This is a genomic window from Qipengyuania nanhaisediminis, from assembly GCF_045862805.1.
Classification (GTDB): domain Bacteria; phylum Pseudomonadota; class Alphaproteobacteria; order Sphingomonadales; family Sphingomonadaceae; genus Erythrobacter; species Erythrobacter nanhaisediminis_A.
Genome location: NZ_AP025760.1, coordinates 1,397,420 through 1,419,568 on the forward strand (window position 1 = coordinate 1,397,420; position 22,149 = coordinate 1,419,568).

Sequence of the window (22,149 nt, forward strand, 5' to 3'; positions counted from 1 at the left end):
TCAGGCTGCGGTGTAGGTAGAGGCTCGCGGGATGCGATAGGCAAAGGGGCGCGAGGCCGCTGCAAGCGGACGCCGTGCCGGGCCGCGAAGACGCACTTCGTGCGCGTGGACCTGCGGAACGAACCCCTGGTCGAGCAGCCGTTTTTCGCGCAGCACCCGGGCAAACACCGAACGTCCGCGCAGCCAGCTGTCGAGGAGGCTGAGCCCGGTCGCAATCGCAACGATGGCGAACAGGCAGGTCAGTGTCAGTGCAAGCATTTTCCGGTCCCCTGAAACGGTGCGGTATGCGGTATGGTTAATGCCGGCTAACCCCATTGGTTCCCCCCGGCGCGTGCCATTCCGCTCGCGTTCGATCTTTGTTCTGGCTCTTTGTTCTACAAGTGTTCCGCGTCGTCAAGCCCCTTTGTTCCATTGATGTTCCAGTGTCGCGGTTTGTGCTGGATTTTGCCGCGCGGCCCGGCTAGAGGGCGCCCACTCGCAAGCGGGCCGGGCGAATCACCGTGCGTGCCTTGTCTTGCGAAATTCACATGGATGGCCACACATACCGGTGCTGCACGCGGGAACTCCGCCAGTCAGTCTCCACGGCCATCCAGAGGAACAACCGGAAAGGAACGACTTATGGCGGCCACTACCGTCACCATGCAGCAATTGATCGAGGCCGGCGCACACTTCGGTCACCAGACCCACCGCTGGAACCCGCGGATGAAGCCGTATATCTTCGGCGCCCGCAACGGTGTTCACATCATCGACCTGTCGCAGACCGTCCCGCTGTTCGCGCGTGCTCTCGATTTCGTCGAGCAGACCGTCCGCGCTGGCGGCAAGGTCCTGTTCGTGGGAACCAAGCGCCAGGCGCAGGAGCCGATCGCCGAAGCAGCCCGCGCAAGCGGTCAGCACTTCGTCAACCACCGCTGGCTCGGCGGCATGCTCACCAACTGGAAGACCATTTCGGGCTCGATCAAGCGTCTCAAGACCCTTGAAGAGCAGCTTTCGGGCGACACCAGCGGCTTCACCAAGAAGGAAGTCCTCCAGCTCACCCGCGAACGCGACAAGCTTGAGCTTTCGCTCGGCGGTATTCGCGACATGGGCGGCATTCCGGACGTGATGTTCGTGATCGACGCCAACAAGGAAGACCTTGCGATCAAGGAAGCCGCCGTGCTCGGCATCCCCGTGATCGCGGTGCTCGACACCAATGTCGACCCGTCGGGTATCGCATTCCCGGTCCCGGGCAATGACGATGCGAGCCGCGCGGTTCGCCTTTACTGCCAGGCCATCGGCGATGCGGCGAATGCCGGTCGTGGCGGCGCTGCGCACGAATCGGGCGAAGATGTCGGCGCAATGGCCGAACCGCCGGCCGAAACCGCAACCGCCTAAGATTGCCGCCGCGCCCTTTTGGCGCGCGACGAGATTGAGAAACAGCGCGCCGGGCCTCCCCTGAAGAGCCCGGCGCCCCAACGCATTACAAAGGAAATCACCATGGCTGCATTTTCCGCCGCTGACGTGAAGAAACTGCGCGAAATGACCGGCGCTGGCATGATGGACGCAAAGAAGGCGCTCGAAGAGGCCGGTGGCGACATCGAGGCAGCACAGGACGCCCTGCGCGCCAAGGGCCTCGCGGCCGTCCAGAAGAAGTCTTCGCGCACCGCTGCCGAAGGCCTCGTCGGTGTAGCCGTCGAAGGCACCAAGGGCGTCGCCGTCGAAGTCAATTCGGAAACCGATTTCGTTGCCAAGAACGATCAGTTCCAGGACTTCGTGCGCAAGACCACCCAGGTCGCGCTCACCATGGACAAGGACGATGTCGAAGCGCTCAAGGCTGCCGACTATCCCGATGGCGGCACCGTCGAAGAGAAGCTGACCAACAACGTCGCGACGATTGGCGAAAACCAGCAGGTCCGCCGTATGCAGACCGTTTCGGTTTCGCAGGGAACCGTGACCTCCTACGTCCACAACGCGGCGGCCGACGGCCTCGGCAAGATTGGCGTTCTGGTCGCGCTCGAAAGCGATCTGTCGGCTGACGTTCTCGAACCGTTCGGCAAGCAGCTTGCCATGCACATCGCCTCGATGTTCCCGCAGGCACTCAATGCCGACGGCCTCGACGCCGACGTGATCGAGCGCGAGCGCAAGATTGCCCAGGAAAAGGCTGCTGAAAGCGGCAAGCCCGAGCAGGTCCAGGAAAAGATGGTCGAAGGCGCGATCAAGAAATACGCCAAGGAGAACGCTCTCCTGTCGCAGATGTTCGTGATGGACAACAAGACCAGCGTCGAAGACACCGTCGCAAAATTCGCCAAGGACAATGGCGGCAACGTCAAGCTGACCGACTATGTCCGCTTCCAGCTCGGCGAAGGCATCGAGAAGGAAGAAAGCGATTTCGCAGCAGAAGTCGCAGCGGCAGTCGGCGGCTAAGCTTCCCGATCTGCACTGAACGATCGAAAGGCCGTCGGGGCGACCCGGCGGCCTTTTCCTTTCGGCAGCGCATCCGTGCCCGTCTTTCCCTTTGCGCGGCCTTGCGAGCATGGCTAAGGGGAGGCTCACCGACAACACGAACCGGATGATCCCAGCCCATGGCCATGCCCGAAATCAAGCGCGTCCTGCTCAAGCTTTCCGGCGAGGTGCTGATGGGCGAGCAGGAATACGGCATCGACCCGGCTTATGTCGCCCGTCTCGCCGAAGAGGTGAAGCGCGCCAAGGATACAGGCCTCGAGGTGTGTCTCGTGATCGGCGGCGGCAATATCTTCCGTGGGATCAGCGCGGCAGCCAAAGGCCTTGATCGCACGACCGGCGATTATATGGGCATGCTTGCGACGGTGATGAACGCGCTGGCGATGCAGAACGCGCTCGAACAGCTGGGCGTGCAGACCCGGGTGCAGAGCGCGATCCCGATGTCCTCCGTATGCGAACCCTATATCCGCCGCCGCGCAGAACGGCACCTCGAGAAGGGCCGGATCGTGATCTTCGCCGCGGGCACCGGGAATCCCTTCTTCACCACGGACACAGGCGCCGCCCTGCGCGCAGCGGAAATGAATTGCGATGCGCTGCTCAAGGGCACCAGCGTCGACGGGGTCTATGACAGCGATCCCAAGCACAATGCGCAGGCCACCCGTTTCGACACGATCTCCTATGACCGCGTGCTGTCCGACAATCTCAAGGTGATGGATGCCACCGCGGTCGCCCTTTGCCGCGAGAACGACATTCCGATAGTGGTCTTCTCGATCCGCGATCGCGGCAATGTCGCCCGCGTGCTCGAAGGCAAGGGCACCCAGACCATCGTTCGCAAAGACTGACAAAGAAAGAGACAAACGATGCCGCAATATGACAAGGCCGATATCGAACGCCGCATGGCCGGCGCGGTGGAATCGCTGAAGGGCGATCTGTCGGGCCTTCGCACCGGCCGCGCCAATACCAGCCTGCTCGATCCGGTGGTGGTCGAGGTCTACGGTTCGATGATGCCGCTGTCTTCGGTCGCCACGGTCAATGCGCCCGAACCGCGCATGCTTTCGGTGCAGGTCTGGGACAAGAGCAATGTCAGCGCGGTCGAAAAGGGCATCACCAAAGCCAATCTTGGTCTTAACCCGATGACCGACGGCCAGACGATCCGCCTGCCCATGCCCGACCTCACCGAGGAACGTCGCCGCGAACTTGCCAAGCTTGCCGGTCAGTATGCAGAAAAGGCCAAGATTGCGATCCGCAATGTCCGCCGCGACGCCATGGAGAGCCTCAAGGCCGACGAGAAGGCCAAGGACATTTCCGAGGACGAGCGCAAGCGGATGGAAGACGAGGTCCAGAAGCTGACCGACAAGTTCGTCGCCGAAACCGACGAGGCAGCTTCGAAGAAAGAACAGGAGATCCTGTCCCAGTAAGAGGGCAGGGCTCCCGCGCAAGGGGATGCCGGATGGGCGATACGCCCGCTCAGTCACAGGCCCGCTCTGGCGCGCGCGCGCGCCATGTCGCCATCATCATGGACGGCAATGGGCGCTGGGCGAAAAAACGCGGGCTTCCGCGCGCGATCGGTCATCAGCGCGGGGTCGAGGCGGTGCGCCGCCTGGTGCGCGGGCTGGAGCCAATGGGGCTAGAATGCCTGACGCTTTACGCCTTCAGCTCGGAAAACTGGAAGCGGTCCGAGGACGAAGTCGACGGCCTGATGAACCTCATGCGCAAGTTCATCAAATCCGACCTTCCCGAATTCGTCGAGAACGGGGTGAAGCTGCACATCATCGGCGACTGGCGCGGGCTCGCGCCCGATATCGTCGCCATGCTCGAGGACGCGCTCGAACAGACCGCCAATGGCACCAGGCAATTGGCGGTCGCGCTCAATTATGGCGCACACAATGAAATCGCGCGCGCAGCGGAACGCGCTGCCGAAAGCGGCGCGATAACCCCTGCCGGGATCGAAGCGCATCTCGACACCGCCGACCTGCCTCCGCTCGACCTCCTGATCCGGACCAGCGGAGAAATCCGCTTGTCGAATTTCCTGCTGTGGCAGGCGGCCTATGCCGAGATGCTGTTTGTCGATACGCTCTGGCCCGATTTCGAGCCCGCACATCTCGCCCAGGCTCTCGATGACTTTGCACGCAGGGAGCGACGCTATGGGGGACGTTAGAAACCGGCTCGAAGAGCTCACCACCAAGGCAATGAACCAGCCGACCGAGGAAGAGGCTGCATCAGCATCGGCGCAGGCGAGCGGAATGAACGATTTGCTCGTCCGCTTCGTGTCTGGCGTTGCCATGCTAGCCGTCGCGCTGATCGCGCTGTGGCTGGGCGGCTGGTTCTGGATCGGCTTCGTGGTGCTGCTGGCCAGTCTGATCCTGTGGGAGTGGAACCTCCTGGTCACGAAATTCGGTATCTCGGCCCTCGCCGAAGTCGCCTGGCAGTTTATCGGCGCGCTATATGTCGGCGCGGCGGCGCTCGCCATAGTGCAGGTGCGGATCAGCTATGACGTGGCAGGCGTGCTGCTCGCCTTTCTCGCCCCGGTGATCGCAGTCGATATCGGTGCCTATTTCGCGGGCCGTACCATTGGCGGACCCAAGATTCTCCCCTCGGTCAGCCCCAAGAAGACCTGGGCGGGCCTCATCGGCGGGGCAATCGCAGCGGGCCTCGTTTGCATCGGCGCCGAGGCCATGGATGCAGGGCCAGGCGGTTTCGTCCCCGGTCTTTCGACGTCGGCCATCCCCAGCGCGATGCTGACAGGCGCGCTGATTGCGGTGATCGCGCAGGCCGGCGATTTCTTCGAAAGCTGGATGAAGCGCCGGGCAGGGGTGAAGGACTCGAGCAATCTGCTCCCCGGCCATGGCGGCATCTTCGATCGCTGCGACGGTTTTGTCGCGGTGTTCGCGGTCTTGTTCGTGATTGCCGTTGTCCCGGCATTCGTCGGGTTCGGGTGACCGGCACCGGGCGTGATATGATTGGCTGACATGACCCGTTCGATCACGATACTTGGCGCCACCGGCTCGATCGGCACCTCGACGCTCGACCTCCTGCGCGCGGATCGCGCGAATTGGCGTGTCGAAGCGGTCACCGCGAATTCTAGCGCCGAAGATCTCGCGGCGCTCGCGCGCGAATTCGGTGCCGAGATCGCCGTTATCGGCGATGAACGTCATCTGCCGGCCCTGCGCAAGGCGCTCGATGGCAGCGGGATCGAAACGGCAGGCGGCAGCAAGGCGCTGTGCGAGGCCGCCGCGCGCCCAGTCGACATCACCGTTGCGGCAATTGTAGGCTGCGCAGGGCTCGCGCCGACCATGGCCGCGGTCGAGGCGGGGGGCACCATTGCACTCGCGAACAAGGAGGCGCTGGTTTCTGCCGGTGATATCCTGATGTCGGCAGTGCGGCGCACGGGAGCGACGCTGCTTCCCACGGATTCCGAACACAACGCGATCTTTCAATGTCTTGCCGGCAGCGACGTCACTGAAGTGCGCAAGATTACGCTCACCGCAAGCGGGGGGCCTTTCCGAACTCTCGACGCCGAAGAGCTCAAGACGGTCACGCGCGAGCAGGCGCTGAAGCACCCCAACTGGGACATGGGCGCCAAGATCACCATCGACAGCGCGACGATGATGAACAAGGGGCTCGAATTCATCGAGGCCCACCACCTGTTTCCCGTCGGTCTCGACAGGATCGCGATCCTCGTCCACCCCCAAAGCATCGTTCACTCGATGGTCGAATACCGCGACCGTTCGACGCTTGCCCAGCTCGGCCCTTCGGACATGCGCGTGCCGATTGCCTTCTGCCTCGCCTGGCCTAGGCGCATGAAAACCGGCCTCGATCCACTCGATCTCGCCGCTATCGGCACCTTGACCTTCGAGGCGCCCAACGAGGCGCTGTTCCCCGCCACCCGCATCTGCCGCGAGGCGATCGAGGCGGGCGGGGCGGCACCAGCGGTTCTCAATGCGGCCAACGAAGTGGCGGTTGATGCGTTTCTTGCCGGTCAGATCGGGTTCAGCCGCATCACGGCATTGGTCGAAGCGACCCTGGCGCGCTATAGCGCCGCCGCGCCGGCAACGCTCGAAGACGTGCTGGCGATCGATGCTGGCGCACGCGCCTGCGCCCGCGACATGCTGGAGACTTCCGAACTTGTTTGAATCGCCCCCTTTCTGGATGTACGTGGCCGGCTTCCTGCTGCTGCTCGGCCCGTTGATCACGGTGCACGAGCTCGGGCATTACCTCGTCGGGCGCTGGTTCGGGGTTCGCGCCGAGGTGTTCTCGATCGGGTTTGGCAAGGAGATCGCCGGGCGGACCGACCGCCATGGCACGCGCTGGCGTCTCTCGCTCCTTCCGCTGGGCGGTTATGTCCAGTTCAAGGGCGACATGAACCCGGCAAGCGTGCCCGATCCCGAAGCGGTCGTGGAACCCGGCAGCTTTCAGGGCGCAGCCTTGTGGAAGCGCGCGCTGATCGTGGCGGCAGGGCCGGTGACCAACCTTTTGGTGGCGATCGGTATTCTCGCTGCGCTGTTCACGATCTATGGTCAGCAGGTGATCACCAATCCAGAGGCATCGACCGAGATCGGAGCCTTTGCCGAAGGTTCGGCGGCCGAGGCAGCCGGGATGGAAGTCGGCGACCGTATCGTCGCGATCGACGGCGAGGCGGTAACCGAGTTCAACGACATCGTGCGCGCGATCGAGCTTTACCCGGGACGCGATCTCATCATAACCGCCTTGCGCGACGGGCGCGAACGGACCTTTGCGATGACCGCCGCGCGCGCGACCCGCGAGGACGGGTTCGGCAATACCTCGGTGGTGGGCCGGATCGGCATCGCCCCGGCCGCGCTCGAAGTGGCTTTCCAGCGGGTTCCGCTGATCGAGGCGATCCCGCTTGCCACTGCGACCTGCTGGGACATCACCAAGATGATGGTCACCGGCATCCGCCAGATCGTCACCGGCGAGCGGTCGATCAAGGAACTTGGCGGGCCGGTCAAGATCGCCAAATATTCGGGCGAGCAGCTGAGCCTGGGGATTACGCCCTTCGCCTTTTTCGTCGCGCTCATATCGCTTAATTTGGCATTCATTAACTTCCTGCCAATCCCGGCGCTCGATGGCGGGCACCTTGCCTTTTACGCCGCCGAGGCGATCCGCCGCAAACCGGCAGGTCCCGAGGCGACCGAATGGGCATACCGTTTCGGCATCGTCTTCGTGCTGGTGTTCATGGTGGTGGTCACCTGGAACGACATCACGGACCTCTTGCCTTTCGGCTAGGATGCGCAGGGCCTTGTCGGGCCTGGCAGACAAGGCGCGAGGCAGTTTGTCGGGGAAAGGCAACGGGTGATCGGCCAATGCCCGTAGCACGGCCCCATTGCACGCTTGACCCGGCGCTAGCGCTTCGGGCAGAGGCGGGAGAGGAACAAGGGACTGCAGGGACCCCTTTTGTCGGCCCTGCAAACGCGCCCGGCGCATCTGCGCCTTGAACACGGGTTGGACGGGACAGTAAATTTCATGAATCGAAGCAAGGCAACAGGCTCTGGGTCTGTCAGTTCCAAGAGTGCAGCGGCGCGTTTCGCCGCGGTCTTGAGCGGTGCGACCATGCTCGCAGGCGTCCCCTATAGCGCGATCGCCCAGGACGAGGGCGCCGATAATGCGGCCATGCCGGCCACGGCCAGCGCCCAGGCCCAACCCGCGCCGGCACCTGCACCCAGCGCGAACACCATCCGCACGATCAGCGTCGTCGGGGCCGAGCGGCTCGAACCGACCACGATCCTGTCCTACATCCGTCTGCGCGTCGGCCAGGAATACACCGCCGCCGCCGCCGACGAGGCGCTTAAGGACCTCGGCGCGACCGAGCTGTTCGCCAGCTCCTCGATCCGGTTCGACGATGGCAATGTCGTTGTCACCGTGGTCGAGAACCCGGTCATCAATCGTGTCGTGCTCGAAGGCAACGACCGGCTCGATGCCGAGAAGATTCTGCCCGAGATTCGCCTCGCGCCGCGCCAGATCTTCACCCGTTCCAAGGTCCGCGCCGACGTTGCCCGCATCATCGAGCTCTACAAGCGGCAGGGCCGTTTTGCCGCCACGGTCGAGCCGCAGATGGTCCAGCTGCCGCAGAACCGCGTCGATGTCGTGTTCGAGATCAACGAGGGCCCCAAGTCCAAGGTTCGCCAGATCAACATCATCGGCAACGAGGTGTTCTCCGACAGCGAACTGCGCAGCGAGATGGTGACCAAGCAGTCGCGCTTCTTCCGCTTCTTCAGCTCGAACACCAGCTACGATCCCGACCGGCTCGCTTTTGACCAGCAGAAGCTGCGCCAGTTCTATCTGACCGAAGGCTATGCCGATTTCCGCGTCGTTTCCGCAGTTGCCGAACTGACGCCCGACCAGCGCGATTTCATCATCACCTATGTCGTCGAGGAAGGCGAGCGCTACAGCTTCGGCGACGTTGCGGTCGAGAGCCAGCTGCGCGACTTCGACAGCGATTCGATCCAGTCCGGCCTCGCCATGCGCGAAGGCGATTTTTACAATGCCCAGACGGTCGAGGACACGGTCGAGCAGCTGACCGAACTGGCCGGACGTTTCGGCTATGCCTTTGCCGACGTGCAGCCGCGCTTCAACCGCAATCCCGAAGACCTGACGATGGATGTTACCTTCATCCTGCGCCAGGCGCCGCGCGTCTATGTCGAGCGGGTCGATGTCAACGGCAACACGCTGACCCAGGACAAGGTCATTCGCCGCGAATTCCGCCTGTCCGAGGGCGACGCCTTCAATTCGCTCGGCGTCCAGCGAACCACCGCGCGGATCAATTCGCTTGGCTATTTCCAGGAAAACTTCGAGGTCAATCAGGTCGAAGGCAGCGCGCCCGACCGGATCGTGCTCGAAGCCAATGTCGAAGAGCAGCCGACGGGCGAATTGCAGTTCTCGGCCGGCTTCTCCTCGATCGAGCAGTTCATCCTGGCCGGCTCGATCCGCCAGCGCAATTTCCGCGGACGCGGCCAGACCATTGGGCTGAGCCTCAACTACTCGCAATTCTCGCGCTCAGCGCAGGTGAGCTTCACCGAACCCTATGTCTTCGACCGTAACATTTCGGCGGGCGCGGACATTTATCGCCGCGATTTCAATTCGTTCAACTTCACCAATGCCGAACGCAACACCACCTTCGAGCAGGCCACCACCGGTGGCTCGCTGCGGGTCGGTGTGCCGCTGACCGAGTTCATGTCGCTGGTCGCCAGCTACACACTCAATTACGACGAAGTCAGCCTCGACGAGAACCTGTTCTTCTCGGACGTTGACGGCGATGGCACCACCGAGTGCGATCCGCTGCGCGCGGGCCGTTTCCTGTGCGATGCGTTGGGCAACCGGCTGTCATCGATCCTCGGCGTATCGGTCAATTACAACTCGCTCAATTCCTCGCTGCGTCCCACCCGCGGACGTCGGGTGAGCGTGTCGAGCGAGTTTGCAGGGCTGGGCGGCGATGTCCGCTATCTGCGCTTGCGCGGCCAGGCCCAGCAGTTCTGGAACGTCGCCAATAGCGGGTTCATCTTCTCGCTCTCGGCCGAGGGGGGGACGATCATTCCGCTCCAGGATCGCGGCGGGGCCGGGGTCGATGACATCCTTCTGACCGACCGGTTCTTCCTTGGCGAACCGCGTTTCCGCGGCTTCGACATTCGCGGCGTCGGTCCGCGCATCCTGACCCAGCGCTATATCCTCGATGCCCAGAACAACCCGGTCCTCGACGATGATGGCAACCCAACGCTGATCACGGACCGCACGCAGCTGCGCGACGATTCGATCGGTGGGCGCAATTACTATCTCGGCCGCGCCGAGCTGGAGATTCCCCTCGGCACCGGGGCACGCGAAATGGGGCTGCGGCCATCGATCTTCCTCGATGTCGGCGCGCTCTGGGGCGTGGAGCGGCCGGTCCTTCAAGACAATCCCAACGGACTTCCGCTGGTCGATGCCGACGGCTTGCCGCTGTTCCTGAGCGTCGATACCGGCGAAGTGACCACCGACCCGCTGGCCGAGGACGGGACGACCCCCAATACCCGTCTCATCCGATCGGGCAGCGCCATTCGCGAGGTATTCCTGGGCGATTCGCCCAGCCCGCGCGTGACCGCAGGGATCGGGGTCAACTGGAACTCGCCATTCGGGCCGTTCCGGATCGATTTCGCCCAGACCATTCGCAAGGTCGAGGGCGATGACGACAAGACATTCACGTTCAACGTAGGAACACAATTCTGATGAAAACCTTCACCAAGCTCTTCGCCACCAGCGCTCTGGCACTGGGCGCGCTGGCCGCCAGCGCCCCTGCCACCGCACAGGTCCAGGGCCGCGTCGCCACCGCGGATGTCAGCCGCGCCATCATCGGTTCGAGCGCGCTTCAGACCGCCTACAGCCAGATCGGCACGACCTATTCGGCGCAGATCGAACAGCGCCAGGCCAAGCAGCAGCAGCTCGCGCAGCTGCTCCAGCCGTTCGATTCGAACAATAACGGCCAGCTCGACGAAAGCGAGCTTCCCGCGGTCCAGGGTTCGGCCAATTTCGCCCAGATCCAGACGCTTGAACAGGAAGTCGCCGGGCTGACAAACCAGGTCAATGGCGCGCGCATCTACGCGGTCGAGCAGATCCTCAACCAGTATCCGGCCGCGCTGACCGACGTCACGACCCAGCAGCAGATTGTCATGGTGCTCCAGCCCGACGCGATCCAGTTCGCAGCCTCGGGCGCCGACATCACGCAGCAGATCACCGCTGCGCTCAACACCAAGGTGCCGAGCGTCCAGGTCGTCCCGCCGGCAGACTGGCGCCCGTCGCGCAATGCTGCGCAGATTTTCCAGGAAATCCAGCAGACGCTGCTCGCCGCGCAGCTGATCCAGCAGCAGCAACAGCAACAGCAGCAGCCTGCACAGGCTCCGGCTGGTCGCTAAGCGCTTAACGGGAAACAGGGGCAGGGCATGACCGAGACGGACACCCAATCCGGCAATGGCAAGAAGGCACCGATTTTGGATTATGACATCCACAAGGTGCTCAAGGCCCTGCCTCACCGTTACCCGCTGCTGCTTGTCGACAGGGTGCGCGAAATACACCTCGGCGAGCGCATCCACGCGGTGAAGGCCGTGAGCATGAACGAGGAGTTCTTCCAGGGACATTTCCCCGGCGCTCCGATCATGCCCGGCGTCCTCCAGATCGAGGCGCTGGCACAGGCCGCGGCGATCCTCGGTATCGAGACGCTCGAGCTTGCGGGCACCGGCAAGCTGGTGATCTTCATGGGGATCGACGGAGCCAAGTTCCGCTCTCCCGTGACGCCCGGTTGCCTGCTTGATCTCGAGGTCGAGTTCCTTCAGCAACGTCGCACGATCTACAAGTTCAAGGGCCGCGCCAGTGTCGAGGGCAAGACCACTTGCGAGACCGAATTCACCGCGATGATCGCTGATCCGCCCGAGGGCTGACAGCGGCCCGGTTGGAACACGCAAACGCCGATTTTTGAAGACCTGTCTTCCCACACGTACCTGAAACAACGGCGCGATCCGGGTACGGTCGCGCAACGGGATACGGGCCGCGCCTGGCGGGTCTGGCGCGGGCTGGATGGGTAGGAAAACGGGCGGTCACCACAAGGCTTGCCAAGCGAGGCTTTTGCCACTAGGTGCGCGCCTTCTCCGAATTTGATAGCAGCGCCGGTCGGAACCGGTGCCAGCTCGAAGGAACAAGTCATGAAAGCCGATGGGCACCCCGATTACCACATGATCACGGTCAAGATGACCGATGGTACTGAATTCCAGACCCGGTCGACCTGGGGCAGCGAAGGCGACACGCTCGCGCTCGATATCGACCCGACGAGCCACCCGGCATGGACCGGCGGCAAGCAGCAGCTTCAGGAAGGCGGCCGCGTGGCAGCATTCAACAAGCGCTTCGGCGGGCTCAGCCTCAAGAAGTAAGCTGACAAGAGCTTCGCATCCCTCGGGATGCAAGGGGAAGGCGGTCCGACGGGGCCGCCTTTTTCGTATCAGGCGCCGATTGCGCGCAATATTTCCTGGTCGTGATTGCGGAATTCGATGAAGACACCATCGCAGTCGGACTTTACGCCCTGGCAGTGCATCGAGCTTTGCATTTGCGAGGTGCCATCCGCTTTGGGCGTGATCTGCCTGCAATAGACCATCGGATAGGCAGCCGGTCGGGGTCTGGCGACCACCAATTGCCGGAAATTCGGTGGTGAGCCGTTGAACACGCGATATTCTTCGGTGCTGTTCTCTTCGGTGTATTCTCCCGATTGCTCGAGGATCGAAAGGAGCTGTTCGAAATTGTCGAGGTCAAACCCGCATATCGTGACCCTCCCAGTCCCGGGAGAATAGGCCTCTTCGATGATTGATTGCTCATCGGTCTGTGGTGTTATCGTGGTGGCTGCTGCAAGAGCTAGATATTCGATCATTTCACTTCCCCGTTAGCGGTCAACGGCGCGCGGCGCGCATATTTGCAGGCAATCACCACGGCCATTCCTTCTCGCGGTACCACTTGGTGATGATATATTTGACACCTTTGCGCACCTTCATGCCGTGGTGGATCGTCGCTGGGTTCACACCGCCATCGGGCAGACGGTTGTTCCAGCACACGAGCTTGCCGGTTTCGGGCTGGAAGGTCTTGCCGATCCGCTTGAACCGCGTCGCGCCGCCGGCTTCGACTGCGTTGAGATAGACCATGAAGGTCCATGTGCGCTGTCCGCTCACCGCGCAATATTTGTCGTAATCTGCGCCATCAGGTTGAAAGTAATCGGTGTGCGGCTTGAATTCCTGGCCGACATCGTAGCGCTGCCCCTGGAGCGGCTCGCCAAATGCAGGGTCGATCCCGCCGAGCGCGAAGAATGCTTGTTCGACCGCTTCAACTGCCGGGTGTGCGGGATCGAGGTCGCAGGTTTCGCTGGTGCGGAAGTAATCATCACCATTGGGATCGGCGATGGTCGAGGGGCGGCGATCGGCATCGATCATCGCGATGAAGTCGCGGCAGGCCCGTGCGTCGATAAAGTCCCGGTACTGGAACAGCTCGATTCCCGGATAAGGCAGGCGCTGGATGCGGGCATTGCCGGCCAGCCTTTCGCCAACAGATTCGCGCGGTGCGTGCATGGCCGGCAAGGTGCCGCCACCAGCCGCCAGGCGCAAGTCGTCAAGAGGCGCGTAACAATCTTACGCATTTGGCGCGCAAAGGCACTTTTCGCTTCCCATCCCGGGCGCATTGTGCAACAGGCTCGCGCCCGTTCAAACCGGCCTTGACCGCGCCGCCGAGCCGCTTAAACGCACGCTCTTGCGCGGACGTGGCGCCGGTTCCCCGCATGGGGAAGCACTGGTGAGACGGGACGTGTGGCGATCGTAGCTCAGTTGGTTAGAGCGCCGGTTTGTGGTACCGGAGGTCGGGGGTTCGAGACCCCTCGATCGCCCCATTTTCCCTGTTGGCCCCAGGCCTTGTCCCCGCAGCATTTCGCGCGCCAGCCTGTGCTCGCGCGCCGAACATTGGGGCTTTGTCGCACATGACCGCTTTCTGGACCGAACCCGATTACGACGACCACGAAATGGTGCATGTCGTGCGCGACCGCGCTTCCGGGCTGACGGCGATCATCGCGGTCCATTCCACCCATCTCGGCCCCGGCGCGGGCGGGACGCGGTTCTGGCACTATCCCGAACCCAAGGACGGTCTGCGCGATGCGCTGCGATTGTCGCGCGGGATGAGCTACAAGAACGCCATGGCCGGCCTTCCGCTGGGCGGAGGCAAGGCGGTGATCCTGGCCGATGCTGAGCGCACCAAGACGCCGGAAATGCTCGCCGCTTTCGGCGATGCTGTCGATGGGCTGGGCGGACGTTATGTCACCGCAGAAGACGTCGGCATCTCCGAGGCGGACATGGTCGCGGTCTCCAAGCGCACCGCGCATGTCTCGGGCCTTCCGGTCGACGGTAATGGTTCGGCAGGCGGCGATCCCGGCCCGTTCACTGCCTATGGCATCTATCTCGGTATCAAGGCCGCGGTGCGTCACAAGCTTGGCGCCGACAGCGTCAAAGACGTGCATGTCGCCTTGCAGGGCACCGGCAGCGTGGGTGGCGGGGTTGCGCGCCTGCTCGCCAAGGACGGGGCGCGGCTGACACTGGCCGATATCCACGCAGACGGCGTGCGCGCGCTCGGCGATGAGCTGGGCGCCAATGTTGTCTCGCCCGAGGCGATCATGACCACCAGTTGCGACGTGTTCAGCCCCAACGCACTTGGCGCCATCCTCGACGACGCCTCGATCGCGGCGCTTGACACGCGGATCGTCGCGGGCGGGGCGAACAACCAGCTCGCCCGCGCGCATCACGGCAAGGCCCTGTTCGAGCGCGGCATCCTTTACGCGCCCGATTACGTCATCAATGCCGGCGGGATCATCTCGGTCGCGGCCGAATATCTCGCCCGCCGCGAAGGCAAGCCTGCAAGCGTCGAGGACGTGCGCGAGCGGATCGAGAAGATCCCCGCGCGGCTCGAAGAGGTGTGGCAGGCCAGCGACAGGGATGGCACCGCACCCGATATCGTCGCCGATGCCATGGCGCAGGCGCTGATCGGGCGGGGATGACGCGGCAGCGGCCCGGTTCCGGGCCTCGCGCGGCGGTGTTGCGCCGTCTTTGCCCCTCCTTGCAACTTTTGCGCCCTTGCCGGGGCGGAGCGAGCGACTACAACGGTGCCAGGATCACCTGACGTGCATATCTACGCCAATCCGAAACGCTTCCTGTCGCTCGCCGGCTGGCTCACGCCGCTCCTGTTCTGGGGCGGTCTGGTGCTGTCGCTCGCCGCGCTTGGCTGGGGCTTTTTCGTGGTTCCGCCCGACCGGCTGATGGGCGAGACCGTGCGGATCCTGTTCGTCCACGTGCCCGCCGCCTGGCTCGGCATGGGGGGATGGGCCGGGCTCGCTTTGGCAAGCGGAGCGCTGCTGATCTGGAAACACCCGCTTGCATCGATAGCCGCGCGCGCGATCGCGGTGCCCGGATTGGCGTTTACTGCGCTGTGCCTTGCCACCGGCTCGATCTGGGGACGGCCGGCATGGGGCACCTGGTGGGAATGGGACGGCCGGCTGACCTCGATGCTGGTGCTCCTGTTCCTCTATGGCGGCTATATCGCGCTGGCCGAGGCGTCCTCGCGCGAAGGCGGGTCGAGCCGTATCCCTGCGATATTCGCGATTGTCGGGGCTATCAATGTGCCGATCATCAATCGCAGCGTGGTGTGGTGGAACTCGCTCCACCAGCCGCCCAGCCTGACCGTGGGCAAGAGCGCGATCGCCGATGTCTATCTGTGGCCGCTGATTGGTGCGGTGATCGGGTTTTCGCTCCTTTTCGGCGCGATCGTGCTGATGCGGATGCGCGCTCTGATCGCCCGCCAGCAGGTCGAGGCGCGCCTGCGTCGCCGCGCGCTTGACGACGATGCGATGGCGGCGGGTGCTGTCCCATCGGGCGGAGGCGCGGCGTGAGAGAGAGCCTCGATCCCTGGCCCTTCGTGCTCGGCGCTTATGGCCTGACGCTCATCACCATGGTCATGCTGGCCGCGTGGGCCTATCGCACCATGCGCAGCGCCGAAGCGCGCCGTGACGAGACGAGGCGCAAGTGACCCCTTCAAGCAAGCCCGCCATGAAGCCCAAGCACCAGCGCATGACGCTGGTCGTGCTCGCTTTGGTGGCGATCATAGCTGCCGGACTGATCGCGGCCTGGGCGCTGCGAAACCAGGCGAATTATTTCTACCTGCCAGAACAGATCGCCGCCGATCCGCCAGCTGTCGGGCAGCCGGTCAGGCTGGGCGGCATGGTCAGGCCCGGATCGATCGAGACGCAGGCCGACGGGGTGAGCGTGCGCTTCGTCGTCACCGGTAACGAAAATAGCGCAGTTCCGGTGACTTACAGTGGTATCCTGCCCGATTTGTTCGTCGAGGGATCGGGCGTTGTCGCGGAAGGCTCGCTTGGACCGGACGGCACCTTTGCCGCGACCAATCTGCTTGCCAAGCACGATGAAAACTATGTCCCGCGCGAGATCGAAGGGCTCGAAGGCCACCAGCAGCCCGAAGCCTATGCCGACAGCGTGGCCGGGCTGGACTAGGGCGGGCGGGGCGAGACGATGATCGCGGAACTGGGCCTTGCCGGCTTGTGGCTATGCGCCGCGCTCGCGGTTCTACAGATGGTCGCAGGTGCATGCGGTCTGGCCAGCGGCTCGAGTGCGCGCCATGCGCTCTATGCCCGGCCCGCGGCAATCGTCCAGGCGCTGCTTGCCGTGCTCGCGTTCGCGCTCCTGCTCTATGCCTTTGCCATCACCGACCTTTCGATCAAGCTGGTGGCGACCCATTCGCATTCGGCCAAGCCGCTGATCTTCAAGCTCACCGGCACCTGGGGGAACCACGAGGGATCGATGCTGCTGTGGGTCGCGGTGCTGGCGGCCTCGGGCGGGCTTCTCGCCTTCTTCGAACGGCGTCTGCCCGAACGCACGATGAGCGCGACGCTGGCCGTGCAGGGGTTCGTCGCACTCGGCTTCTACGCCTTTTTGCTGCTCTCCTCGAACCCGTTCGAGCGGTTGCCGGTCCCTGCAATAGATGGCTCGGGCCTCAACCCGCTGCTCCAGGATATCGGCCTCGCCCTGCATCCGCCTACGCTCTATGTCGGCTATGTCGGGCTTTCCGTGGCGTTCAGCCTCGCCATGGGCTCGCTGCTGACGCGCTCGGTCAATCCGGATTTCGCCAAGGTCATGCGGCCCTGGGTGCTGGGCGCCTGGGTGTTCCTGACGCTTGGCATCACCGCTGGCTCCTATTGGGCCTATTACGAGCTGGGCTGGGGCGGCTGGTGGTTCTGGGACCCGGTCGAGAACGCCTCGCTGATGCCGTGGCTCGCCGCGACTGCCTTGCTGCATTCGGTCAGCGTGCTCGCCGCGCGCGATGCACTTCGCACCTGGACCATCATGCTCGGCGTGCTCGCCTTCTCAATGAGCATGCTCGGCACTTTCCTGGTGCGCTCGGGGGTTCTTACCAGCGTTCACGCCTTCGCGGTCGATCCCGAGCGTGGGAGCTTCATTCTCGTCCTGCTCGCACTCTATATCGGCGGGGCGCTGGCGATCTTTGCTGCGCGCGCCGGAAGCATCGCCGAGGGCAAGCGCTTTGCTGCCACCAGCCGCGAGGGCGCGCTGGTGTTCAACAATGTCATGCTCACCGCGATCCTAGCGATCGTGCTGCTCGGCACGCTCTATCCGCTCCTGACCGAAGCATTCGACGTGCGGGTCAGCGTCGGCCCGCCCTATTTCAATCCGGCAGGCGCGATCTTTGCCGTGCCGATGCTGGTGGTGATGGCGATCGGACCGCTGCTGCGCTGGAAATCGGACGAGGTGCACCGCATTCGCTTCGAGGTCGCTCTGCTCGGCGCCGTGGTTGTGGCGGGCGTGGTGCTGATCTCCGTGCTGGGCAATTTTGGCGTGCTGCCGGTTCTCGGCCTCGCACTTGCGCTGGCGCTTGCCATCGGCGCTCTGCTGCCCCTGCGCGGCCGCGATCTGCGCCGCGTTCCGATAGCCACCTGGGGAATGGTCACAGCCCATTTCGGAATCGCTGTCGCGCTGTTCGGCATGGCGAGCGAGAGCGCCTTCACCGCCGAGAAACTCGCCGCGCTCGCCCCGGGTGACAGCGTCGCGGTCTCGGACTGGATGGTCACGCTTGAGAGTGTCGATCCGGTCGCCGGAGCGAACTGGACCGCGATCGAGGCGCGCCTGCGTGCGCAGCGCGGTGATGGGGAACCGGTCGAACTGGCCCCCCAGGCGCGCAATTTCTGGTCGCCCCCGCAGCCCACCAGCGAAAGCGCGCTCGAGACCCGCTGGGACGGTCAGCTCTACGCAGTGATCGGCGACAGGGCGGGCACCGATGATAGAGGCGTCGCGCGCTGGCAGCTGCGCGTCTGGTGGAAGCCGTTTGTCACCTTCATCTGGTATGGTGGCCTGCTGGTGGCGCTGGGCGGCGTGCTCGCAATCATCGGCCGGGTGCGCACCGATCTGCGCCGCCGCCGGGCCAGCGCGATGGGCGCCGCGCGCCGCGAAGACATCGCCGCCATCGACCGATCCATGCCGGAGCTTGCCGAATGAAGCGCCTCGCCTATATCGTGCCGCTCGCACTGTTTGCCTTCTTTGCCGGGCTTGCCGGCTACATGCTGACCCAGGACAAGGCGCAGACCATCCCTTCGCAAATGGTCGAAAAGCCGCTGCCGGTGTTTGACCTGCCGGCCGCCTATGACGGGTTGCCGGGTGTCGCCCGCGCCGATTTCTTGGGGGGAGAGCCGCGCCTTCTCAACATCTGGGCGAGCTGGTGCCTTCCTTGCATCGCCGAGGCCCCGCATCTCGAAACGCTGGCCGAAAGCGGGGTCGAGATTGTGGGGGTCGCGGTGCGCGACCGGCCCGAAGACGTCGCCCAGTTTCTCGCTCGGCACGGCAATCCCTATGCGCGTATCGGGGCAGACGACATCTCCTCGTTGATGATCGAGATCGGCGCATCGGGCGTGCCCGAGACCTATGTCATCGATGCGCGCGGCAATATCCGTTACCAACATATCGGCGATGTCCGCGCCGACACGGTGCCGGTGCTGCTCGAACAGCTGGAGAAGGCGCGATGAGCGCGCGCAGTGCGTCCTTTGCGGTAGGGGCGGCGCTTATGACCGCGCTTTTCGCCATGCCGATTTCCGCGCAAAGCGGCCTTCCGCCTGCGCCCTATGCCTATACCCAGCTCGATGACCCCGCGCTCGAGGCCGAGGCGGCGGCGCTGATGGAGACGCTGCGCTGTCTCAAGTGCCAGTCGCAATCGATCGCCGACAGCGATGCGCCGATGGCCGGCGACATGCGCCACCAGGTCCGCTCGCGCCTTCTCGCAGGCGAAAGCCCCGATGAAATCCGCGCCTGGCTGACAGAGCGTTACGGCGATTATGTCAGCTACGAGCCGCAGGTTTCGGCCACCACCTGGCCGCTCTTTGCCGTGCCGCTGCTGCTGCTCGCGATCGCGGGAGCGGTGCTGTTGCGCAGGCTCGGCAAGAGGCGCGACGCATGATCGGCGGCTGGCTTGCCATTCTCGCGCTCGCGCTCGCCGCCTTCGCCGTGGCAGCCTTCACCCTGCGCCTCCCGCGCGAGGGTTATGCGGTGTTCGCAGCGGCGCTGCTGTTCGGCCTTGCCGGCTATGCCTGGCAGGGTTCGCCCGGCCAGCCTGCCAGCCCCCGGGCCGGCGATGCCGCACCCGACCGTCAGTCGGGCGAGAACATGGTCACGGCGCGCCGCCAGCTTTTCGACGACAGCGCCCCCAAGCCCGATTACCTCGTCCTGTCCGATGGCTATGCACGGCGGGGCAAATTTGCCGATGCCGCGGGGCTGTTGCGCCGCGGGTTGAACGACAACCCCGACCACCTCGAAGGCTGGCTCGCGCTTGCCATGGCGCTGACCGGCCATGCCGACGGCGTGGTGACGCCCGCCTCCTATTACGCCTTCGGAAAGGCCCGCAATATCGACCCGGCCAATCCCGGCGCCGATTTCTTCCTGGGATTCGCCTTTGCGCAATCGGGCGAGATCCGCGCCGCGCGCGACACCTGGGCGCGCCTGCTCGCCAATTCGCCCGAGGACGCACCATGGCGCGCCGAGGTCGAATCGCGCGTGGCCCAGCTCGACCAGATGATCGCCAACGCCCCGATGCTGCAATAGGCCGCGCGGCACACCGTCGAGTCGCGCTGTTGCAGGGGCAAATGGGCGGTGCTAGGGGCCGCGACCTTGGCCGGAACGACGCCGCGGCGCGTCCGGCGCCGGAGGACACCCGCTTTTTATGAGCGACACCGCAGCAGCACCCGCTCACCACCCGCCCGAAGGCGGCAAGAGCCACAGCGCGTCCAAGACCGCGCTGGCGGTCGGCGCGATCGGTATCGTCTTCGGCGATATCGGCACCAGCCCGCTATATGCCTTCCGCGAAACCTTTGCCGGCACTGCCAATATCGCGATCGACCGGATGCACGTGCTGGGCGTGGTCAGCCTGATCTTCTGGTCGATGCTGCTGGTGGTCGCGATCCAGTATGTCACCATCCTCATGCGCGCCGACAACAAGGGGCAGGGCGGCAGTCTTGCCCTGGTCGCGCTGCTTTCGCGGCACATGGGGCAGAGCAAGTACAAGTGGCTGGTCCTGTTGCTCGGCGTGTTCGCGACCTCGCTGTTCTACGGCGACAGCATGATCACGCCCGCGATCTCGGTGCTCTCGGCGGTCGAGGGGTTGACCGTGGTCGATCCGGGCCTTCAGCAATTCGTGATCCCGATCGCGCTGGGCCTGCTGGTGTTCCTGTTCATGCTCCAGGCGCGAGGGACGGCCAAGGTGGGCGCACTGTTCGCGCCGGTCATGATCGTCTATTTCACCGTGATCGCTGGACTGGGCGGCTGGCAGATACTCCAGAATCCGGACATCTTGTGGGCGCTCAACCCCTATTACGCGGTGATGTTCTTCGTCTCCGACGGGGTGGTCGCCTTCCTCGCTCTGGGCGCGGTGGTGCTCGCGGTGACAGGGTCCGAGGCGCTTTATTCGGACATGGGCCATTTCGGGCGCGGGCCGATGCGGCTGTCGTGGTTCGGCTTTGTCATGCCGTGCCTGTTGCTCAACTATTTCGGGCAAGGCGCGATGATCGCGGGGCTTCCTGCGGAGGAGGCCGCGGTGGTGGTGCAGAACCCGTTCTTCCTCCTGGCAAGCGAGGAATGGCGGCTGCCACTGGTGTTCCTGGCAACCGTCGCCACCTTTATCGCCAGCCAGGCGGTGATCTCGGGCGCGTTTTCGATCACCCAGCAGGCGATCCAGATGGGCTACATCCCGCGCCTCAACATTCGCCACACCTCGGAAACCGAGGGCGGGCAAATCTATATCCCGGCGGTCAACTGGGCACTGATGGTGGCGGTGATCATCCTGGTGCTGACCTTCCAGAACTCGTCCAACCTGGCTGCTGCCTACGGAATTGCGGTCACCGGTGCGGTGACGATCGACACGCTGTTGATGGCGGTGCTGTTCGTCAGCGTGTGGAAGTGGAAATGGTGGTATGCCGCGCCGGTCGTGCTGGTCTTCCTGATCGTCGACGGGGCCTATTTCACCGCCAACCTCACCAAGGTGCCGCAGGGCGGCTGGTTCCCGCTCGCAGTCGGCTTCATCGCCTTCCTGCTGCTCACCACCTGGGCGCGCGGGCGCAAGCTGATGCGCGAGAGGATGAGCGAGGTCGCGCTACCGATGGAAATCTTTGCCAAGTCGGCCAAGAACTCGGCCCTGCGGGTGCCAGGCACGGCGATCTTCATGGCCAGTTCGACCGCGGGCGTTCCCTCGGCGCTGCTCCACAACATCAAGCACAACAAGGTGCTGCATGAGCGTGTGGTGATCCTGACGGTCGAGATCGCCGACGTGCCCTATGTCGATCCCACCGAACGCTGCGATTTCACCGATATGGGAGATGGGTTCTACCGCGCGATCCTGCGCTATGGTTTCATGGAAGAGACCGATGTGCCCACCGGATTAAAGCACATGGAGCGCTGTGGGGGCGAGTTCGACATGATGCACACCAGCTTCTTCCTCTCGCGCCAGACGCTGCTGGCGAGTGACAAGCCGGGAATGCCGATCTGGCGCGAGAAGATCTTCGCCTGGATGCTCAGGAACTCGGCGAGCGCGATGGACTTCTTCAACCTGCCCACCAACCGCGTGGTCGAACTGGGCAGCCAGGTCGAGATCTGACGC

General features: G+C 64.1%; 24 protein-coding genes and 1 tRNA gene. 22 read left to right on the forward strand and 3 right to left on the reverse strand.

Features of this window, described 5'->3' with window-relative positions:
• Positions 1-258: a hypothetical protein gene (locus ACKTSM_RS06750; protein WP_407873895.1), complete on the reverse strand. Its 258-nt coding sequence runs from the start codon at positions 256-258 to the stop codon at positions 1-3.
• A gap of 360 nt (positions 259-618) precedes the next feature.
• On the opposite strand from ACKTSM_RS06750, the gene rpsB reads away from it, so the two are divergent.
• From rpsB to rpmE, 12 genes are all read left to right on the forward strand, one after another.
• Positions 619-1,371, forward strand: a complete 753-nt coding sequence (gene rpsB / locus ACKTSM_RS06755) for a 30S ribosomal protein S2 (protein WP_407873896.1) — start codon at positions 619-621, stop codon at positions 1,369-1,371.
• A 102-nt stretch (positions 1,372-1,473) separates the two neighbouring features.
• The gene (gene tsf, locus ACKTSM_RS06760) at positions 1,474-2,400 is read left to right on the forward strand and encodes a translation elongation factor Ts (protein ID WP_407873897.1); all 927 of its coding nucleotides are present in this window, start codon (positions 1,474-1,476) and stop codon (positions 2,398-2,400) included.
• 158 nt (positions 2,401-2,558) lie between these two features.
• Complete coding sequence (pyrH, locus tag ACKTSM_RS06765; protein WP_407873898.1) at positions 2,559-3,278, forward strand: UMP kinase; 720 nt, start codon at positions 2,559-2,561, stop codon at positions 3,276-3,278.
• 18 nt (positions 3,279-3,296) lie between these two features.
• Positions 3,297-3,854, forward strand: coding sequence for a ribosome recycling factor (gene frr / locus ACKTSM_RS06770; protein ID WP_407873899.1), 558 nt, complete (start codon positions 3,297-3,299; stop codon positions 3,852-3,854).
• Positions 3,855-3,886: 32 nt separating this feature from the next.
• A complete protein-coding gene (gene uppS, locus ACKTSM_RS06775; RefSeq protein WP_407873900.1) occupies positions 3,887-4,594 on the forward strand; it encodes a polyprenyl diphosphate synthase in 708 nt (235 codons plus the stop codon).
• On the forward strand, positions 4,581-5,375 hold the full coding sequence (locus tag ACKTSM_RS06780; RefSeq protein ID WP_407873901.1) for a phosphatidate cytidylyltransferase: 795 nt from the start codon (positions 4,581-4,583) through the stop codon (positions 5,373-5,375). Before uppS ends, ACKTSM_RS06780 begins: the two co-directional genes overlap by 14 nt.
• A gap of 30 nt (positions 5,376-5,405) precedes the next feature.
• Complete coding sequence (locus tag ACKTSM_RS06785) at positions 5,406-6,569, forward strand: 1-deoxy-D-xylulose-5-phosphate reductoisomerase (protein ID WP_407873902.1); 1,164 nt, start codon at positions 5,406-5,408, stop codon at positions 6,567-6,569.
• Between the two features lie 16 nt (positions 6,570-6,585).
• On the forward strand, positions 6,586-7,680 hold the full coding sequence (gene rseP, locus ACKTSM_RS06790; RefSeq protein WP_407876331.1) for an RIP metalloprotease RseP: 1,095 nt from the start codon (positions 6,586-6,588) through the stop codon (positions 7,678-7,680).
• Between the two features lie 324 nt (positions 7,681-8,004).
• Positions 8,005-10,650 carry an outer membrane protein assembly factor BamA gene (gene bamA / locus ACKTSM_RS06795; protein ID WP_407873903.1) on the forward strand — a complete coding sequence of 882 codons (2,646 nt, stop codon included), beginning with the start codon at positions 8,005-8,007 and terminating at the stop codon, positions 10,648-10,650.
• Complete coding sequence (locus tag ACKTSM_RS06800; protein WP_407873904.1) at positions 10,650-11,333, forward strand: OmpH family outer membrane protein; 684 nt, start codon at positions 10,650-10,652, stop codon at positions 11,331-11,333. Before bamA ends, ACKTSM_RS06800 begins: the two co-directional genes overlap by 1 nt.
• Positions 11,334-11,360: 27 nt before the next feature.
• Entirely contained in the window at positions 11,361-11,855 is a 495-nt protein-coding gene (fabZ, locus tag ACKTSM_RS06805; RefSeq protein WP_407873905.1) for a 3-hydroxyacyl-ACP dehydratase FabZ, read from the forward strand.
• Positions 11,856-12,116: 261 nt separating this feature from the next.
• Positions 12,117-12,341 carry a 50S ribosomal protein L31 gene (rpmE, locus tag ACKTSM_RS06810; RefSeq protein WP_407873906.1) on the forward strand — a complete coding sequence of 75 codons (225 nt, stop codon included), beginning with the start codon at positions 12,117-12,119 and terminating at the stop codon, positions 12,339-12,341.
• A 68-nt stretch (positions 12,342-12,409) separates the two neighbouring features.
• On the opposite strand, the gene ACKTSM_RS06815 is transcribed toward rpmE, so the two are convergent.
• Positions 12,410-12,832: a hypothetical protein gene (locus tag ACKTSM_RS06815; protein ID WP_407873907.1), complete on the reverse strand. Its 423-nt coding sequence runs from the start codon at positions 12,830-12,832 to the stop codon at positions 12,410-12,412.
• Between the two features lie 52 nt (positions 12,833-12,884).
• Positions 12,885-13,520, reverse strand: coding sequence for a prolyl hydroxylase family protein (locus ACKTSM_RS06820; protein WP_407873908.1), 636 nt, complete (start codon positions 13,518-13,520; stop codon positions 12,885-12,887).
• Between the two features lie 237 nt (positions 13,521-13,757).
• Here ACKTSM_RS06820 and ACKTSM_RS06825 point away from each other — a divergent pair.
• The 10 genes from ACKTSM_RS06825 to ACKTSM_RS06870 all read left to right on the forward strand — a co-directional run bounded on the left by ACKTSM_RS06825 (position 13,758) and on the right by ACKTSM_RS06870 (position 22,146).
• Positions 13,758-13,834: transfer RNA gene (locus tag ACKTSM_RS06825), tRNA-His, on the forward strand.
• Positions 13,835-13,921: 87 nt separating this feature from the next.
• Positions 13,922-14,989, forward strand: coding sequence for a Leu/Phe/Val dehydrogenase (locus ACKTSM_RS06830; protein ID WP_407873909.1), 1,068 nt, complete (start codon positions 13,922-13,924; stop codon positions 14,987-14,989).
• Positions 14,990-15,112: 123 nt separating this feature from the next.
• Complete coding sequence (gene ccmC, locus ACKTSM_RS06835) at positions 15,113-15,877, forward strand: heme ABC transporter permease CcmC (RefSeq protein WP_407873910.1); 765 nt, start codon at positions 15,113-15,115, stop codon at positions 15,875-15,877.
• Entirely contained in the window at positions 15,874-16,014 is a 141-nt protein-coding gene (locus tag ACKTSM_RS06840) for a hypothetical protein (RefSeq protein WP_407873911.1), read from the forward strand. The genes ccmC and ACKTSM_RS06840 overlap by 4 nt, the downstream gene beginning before the upstream one ends.
• Positions 16,015-16,034: 20 nt before the next feature.
• Positions 16,035-16,496 carry a cytochrome c maturation protein CcmE gene (ccmE, locus tag ACKTSM_RS06845; protein WP_407873912.1) on the forward strand — a complete coding sequence of 154 codons (462 nt, stop codon included), beginning with the start codon at positions 16,035-16,037 and terminating at the stop codon, positions 16,494-16,496.
• Between the two features lie 18 nt (positions 16,497-16,514).
• Positions 16,515-18,509, forward strand: coding sequence for a heme lyase CcmF/NrfE family subunit (locus ACKTSM_RS06850; RefSeq protein ID WP_407873913.1), 1,995 nt, complete (start codon positions 16,515-16,517; stop codon positions 18,507-18,509).
• Positions 18,506-19,033, forward strand: a complete 528-nt coding sequence (locus tag ACKTSM_RS06855; protein ID WP_407873914.1) for a DsbE family thiol:disulfide interchange protein — start codon at positions 18,506-18,508, stop codon at positions 19,031-19,033. Before ACKTSM_RS06850 ends, ACKTSM_RS06855 begins: the two co-directional genes overlap by 4 nt.
• Before the next feature lie 38 nt (positions 19,034-19,071).
• A complete protein-coding gene (locus tag ACKTSM_RS06860; protein ID WP_407873915.1) occupies positions 19,072-19,461 on the forward strand; it encodes a cytochrome c-type biogenesis protein in 390 nt (129 codons plus the stop codon).
• Positions 19,458-20,102 (forward strand): tetratricopeptide repeat protein, encoded by a 645-nt coding sequence (locus ACKTSM_RS06865; RefSeq protein WP_407873916.1) that lies wholly within the window; start codon positions 19,458-19,460, stop codon positions 20,100-20,102. Before ACKTSM_RS06860 ends, ACKTSM_RS06865 begins: the two co-directional genes overlap by 4 nt.
• 118 nt (positions 20,103-20,220) lie before the next feature.
• Complete coding sequence (locus ACKTSM_RS06870) at positions 20,221-22,146, forward strand: potassium transporter Kup (protein ID WP_407873917.1); 1,926 nt, start codon at positions 20,221-20,223, stop codon at positions 22,144-22,146.
• Positions 22,147-22,149 lie beyond the last annotated feature (3 nt).

Coding starts and splice junctions, on each gene's coding strand:
- tsf (WP_407873897.1), top strand. CDS start 1,474: ATGGCTGCATTTTCCGCCGCTGACGTGAAGAAACTGCGCGAAATGACC.
- ccmE (WP_407873912.1), top strand. CDS start 16,035: ATGAAGCCCAAGCACCAGCGCATGACGCTGGTCGTGCTCGCTTTGGTG.
- ACKTSM_RS06750 (WP_407873895.1), bottom strand. CDS start 258: ATGCTTGCACTGACACTGACCTGCCTGTTCGCCATCGTTGCGATTGCG.
- rpsB (WP_407873896.1), top strand. CDS start 619: ATGGCGGCCACTACCGTCACCATGCAGCAATTGATCGAGGCCGGCGCA.
- bamA (WP_407873903.1), top strand. CDS start 8,005: ATGCTCGCAGGCGTCCCCTATAGCGCGATCGCCCAGGACGAGGGCGCC.
- pyrH (WP_407873898.1), top strand. CDS start 2,559: ATGGCCATGCCCGAAATCAAGCGCGTCCTGCTCAAGCTTTCCGGCGAG.
- rpmE (WP_407873906.1), top strand. CDS start 12,117: ATGAAAGCCGATGGGCACCCCGATTACCACATGATCACGGTCAAGATG.
- ACKTSM_RS06865 (WP_407873916.1), top strand. CDS start 19,458: ATGATCGGCGGCTGGCTTGCCATTCTCGCGCTCGCGCTCGCCGCCTTC.
- ACKTSM_RS06815 (WP_407873907.1), bottom strand. CDS start 12,832: ATGATCGAATATCTAGCTCTTGCAGCAGCCACCACGATAACACCACAG.
- ACKTSM_RS06785 (WP_407873902.1), top strand. CDS start 5,406: ATGACCCGTTCGATCACGATACTTGGCGCCACCGGCTCGATCGGCACC.
- ACKTSM_RS06860 (WP_407873915.1), top strand. CDS start 19,072: ATGACCGCGCTTTTCGCCATGCCGATTTCCGCGCAAAGCGGCCTTCCG.
- ACKTSM_RS06780 (WP_407873901.1), top strand. CDS start 4,581: ATGGGGGACGTTAGAAACCGGCTCGAAGAGCTCACCACCAAGGCAATG.
- ACKTSM_RS06820 (WP_407873908.1), bottom strand. CDS start 13,520: ATGCACGCACCGCGCGAATCTGTTGGCGAAAGGCTGGCCGGCAATGCC.
- frr (WP_407873899.1), top strand. CDS start 3,297: ATGCCGCAATATGACAAGGCCGATATCGAACGCCGCATGGCCGGCGCG.
- ACKTSM_RS06830 (WP_407873909.1), top strand. CDS start 13,922: ATGACCGCTTTCTGGACCGAACCCGATTACGACGACCACGAAATGGTG.
- uppS (WP_407873900.1), top strand. CDS start 3,887: ATGGGCGATACGCCCGCTCAGTCACAGGCCCGCTCTGGCGCGCGCGCG.
- ACKTSM_RS06800 (WP_407873904.1), top strand. CDS start 10,650: ATGAAAACCTTCACCAAGCTCTTCGCCACCAGCGCTCTGGCACTGGGC.
- fabZ (WP_407873905.1), top strand. CDS start 11,361: ATGACCGAGACGGACACCCAATCCGGCAATGGCAAGAAGGCACCGATT.
- rseP (WP_407876331.1), top strand. CDS start 6,586: ATGTACGTGGCCGGCTTCCTGCTGCTGCTCGGCCCGTTGATCACGGTG.
- ACKTSM_RS06850 (WP_407873913.1), top strand. CDS start 16,515: ATGATCGCGGAACTGGGCCTTGCCGGCTTGTGGCTATGCGCCGCGCTC.
- ACKTSM_RS06870 (WP_407873917.1), top strand. CDS start 20,221: ATGAGCGACACCGCAGCAGCACCCGCTCACCACCCGCCCGAAGGCGGC.
- ACKTSM_RS06855 (WP_407873914.1), top strand. CDS start 18,506: ATGAAGCGCCTCGCCTATATCGTGCCGCTCGCACTGTTTGCCTTCTTT.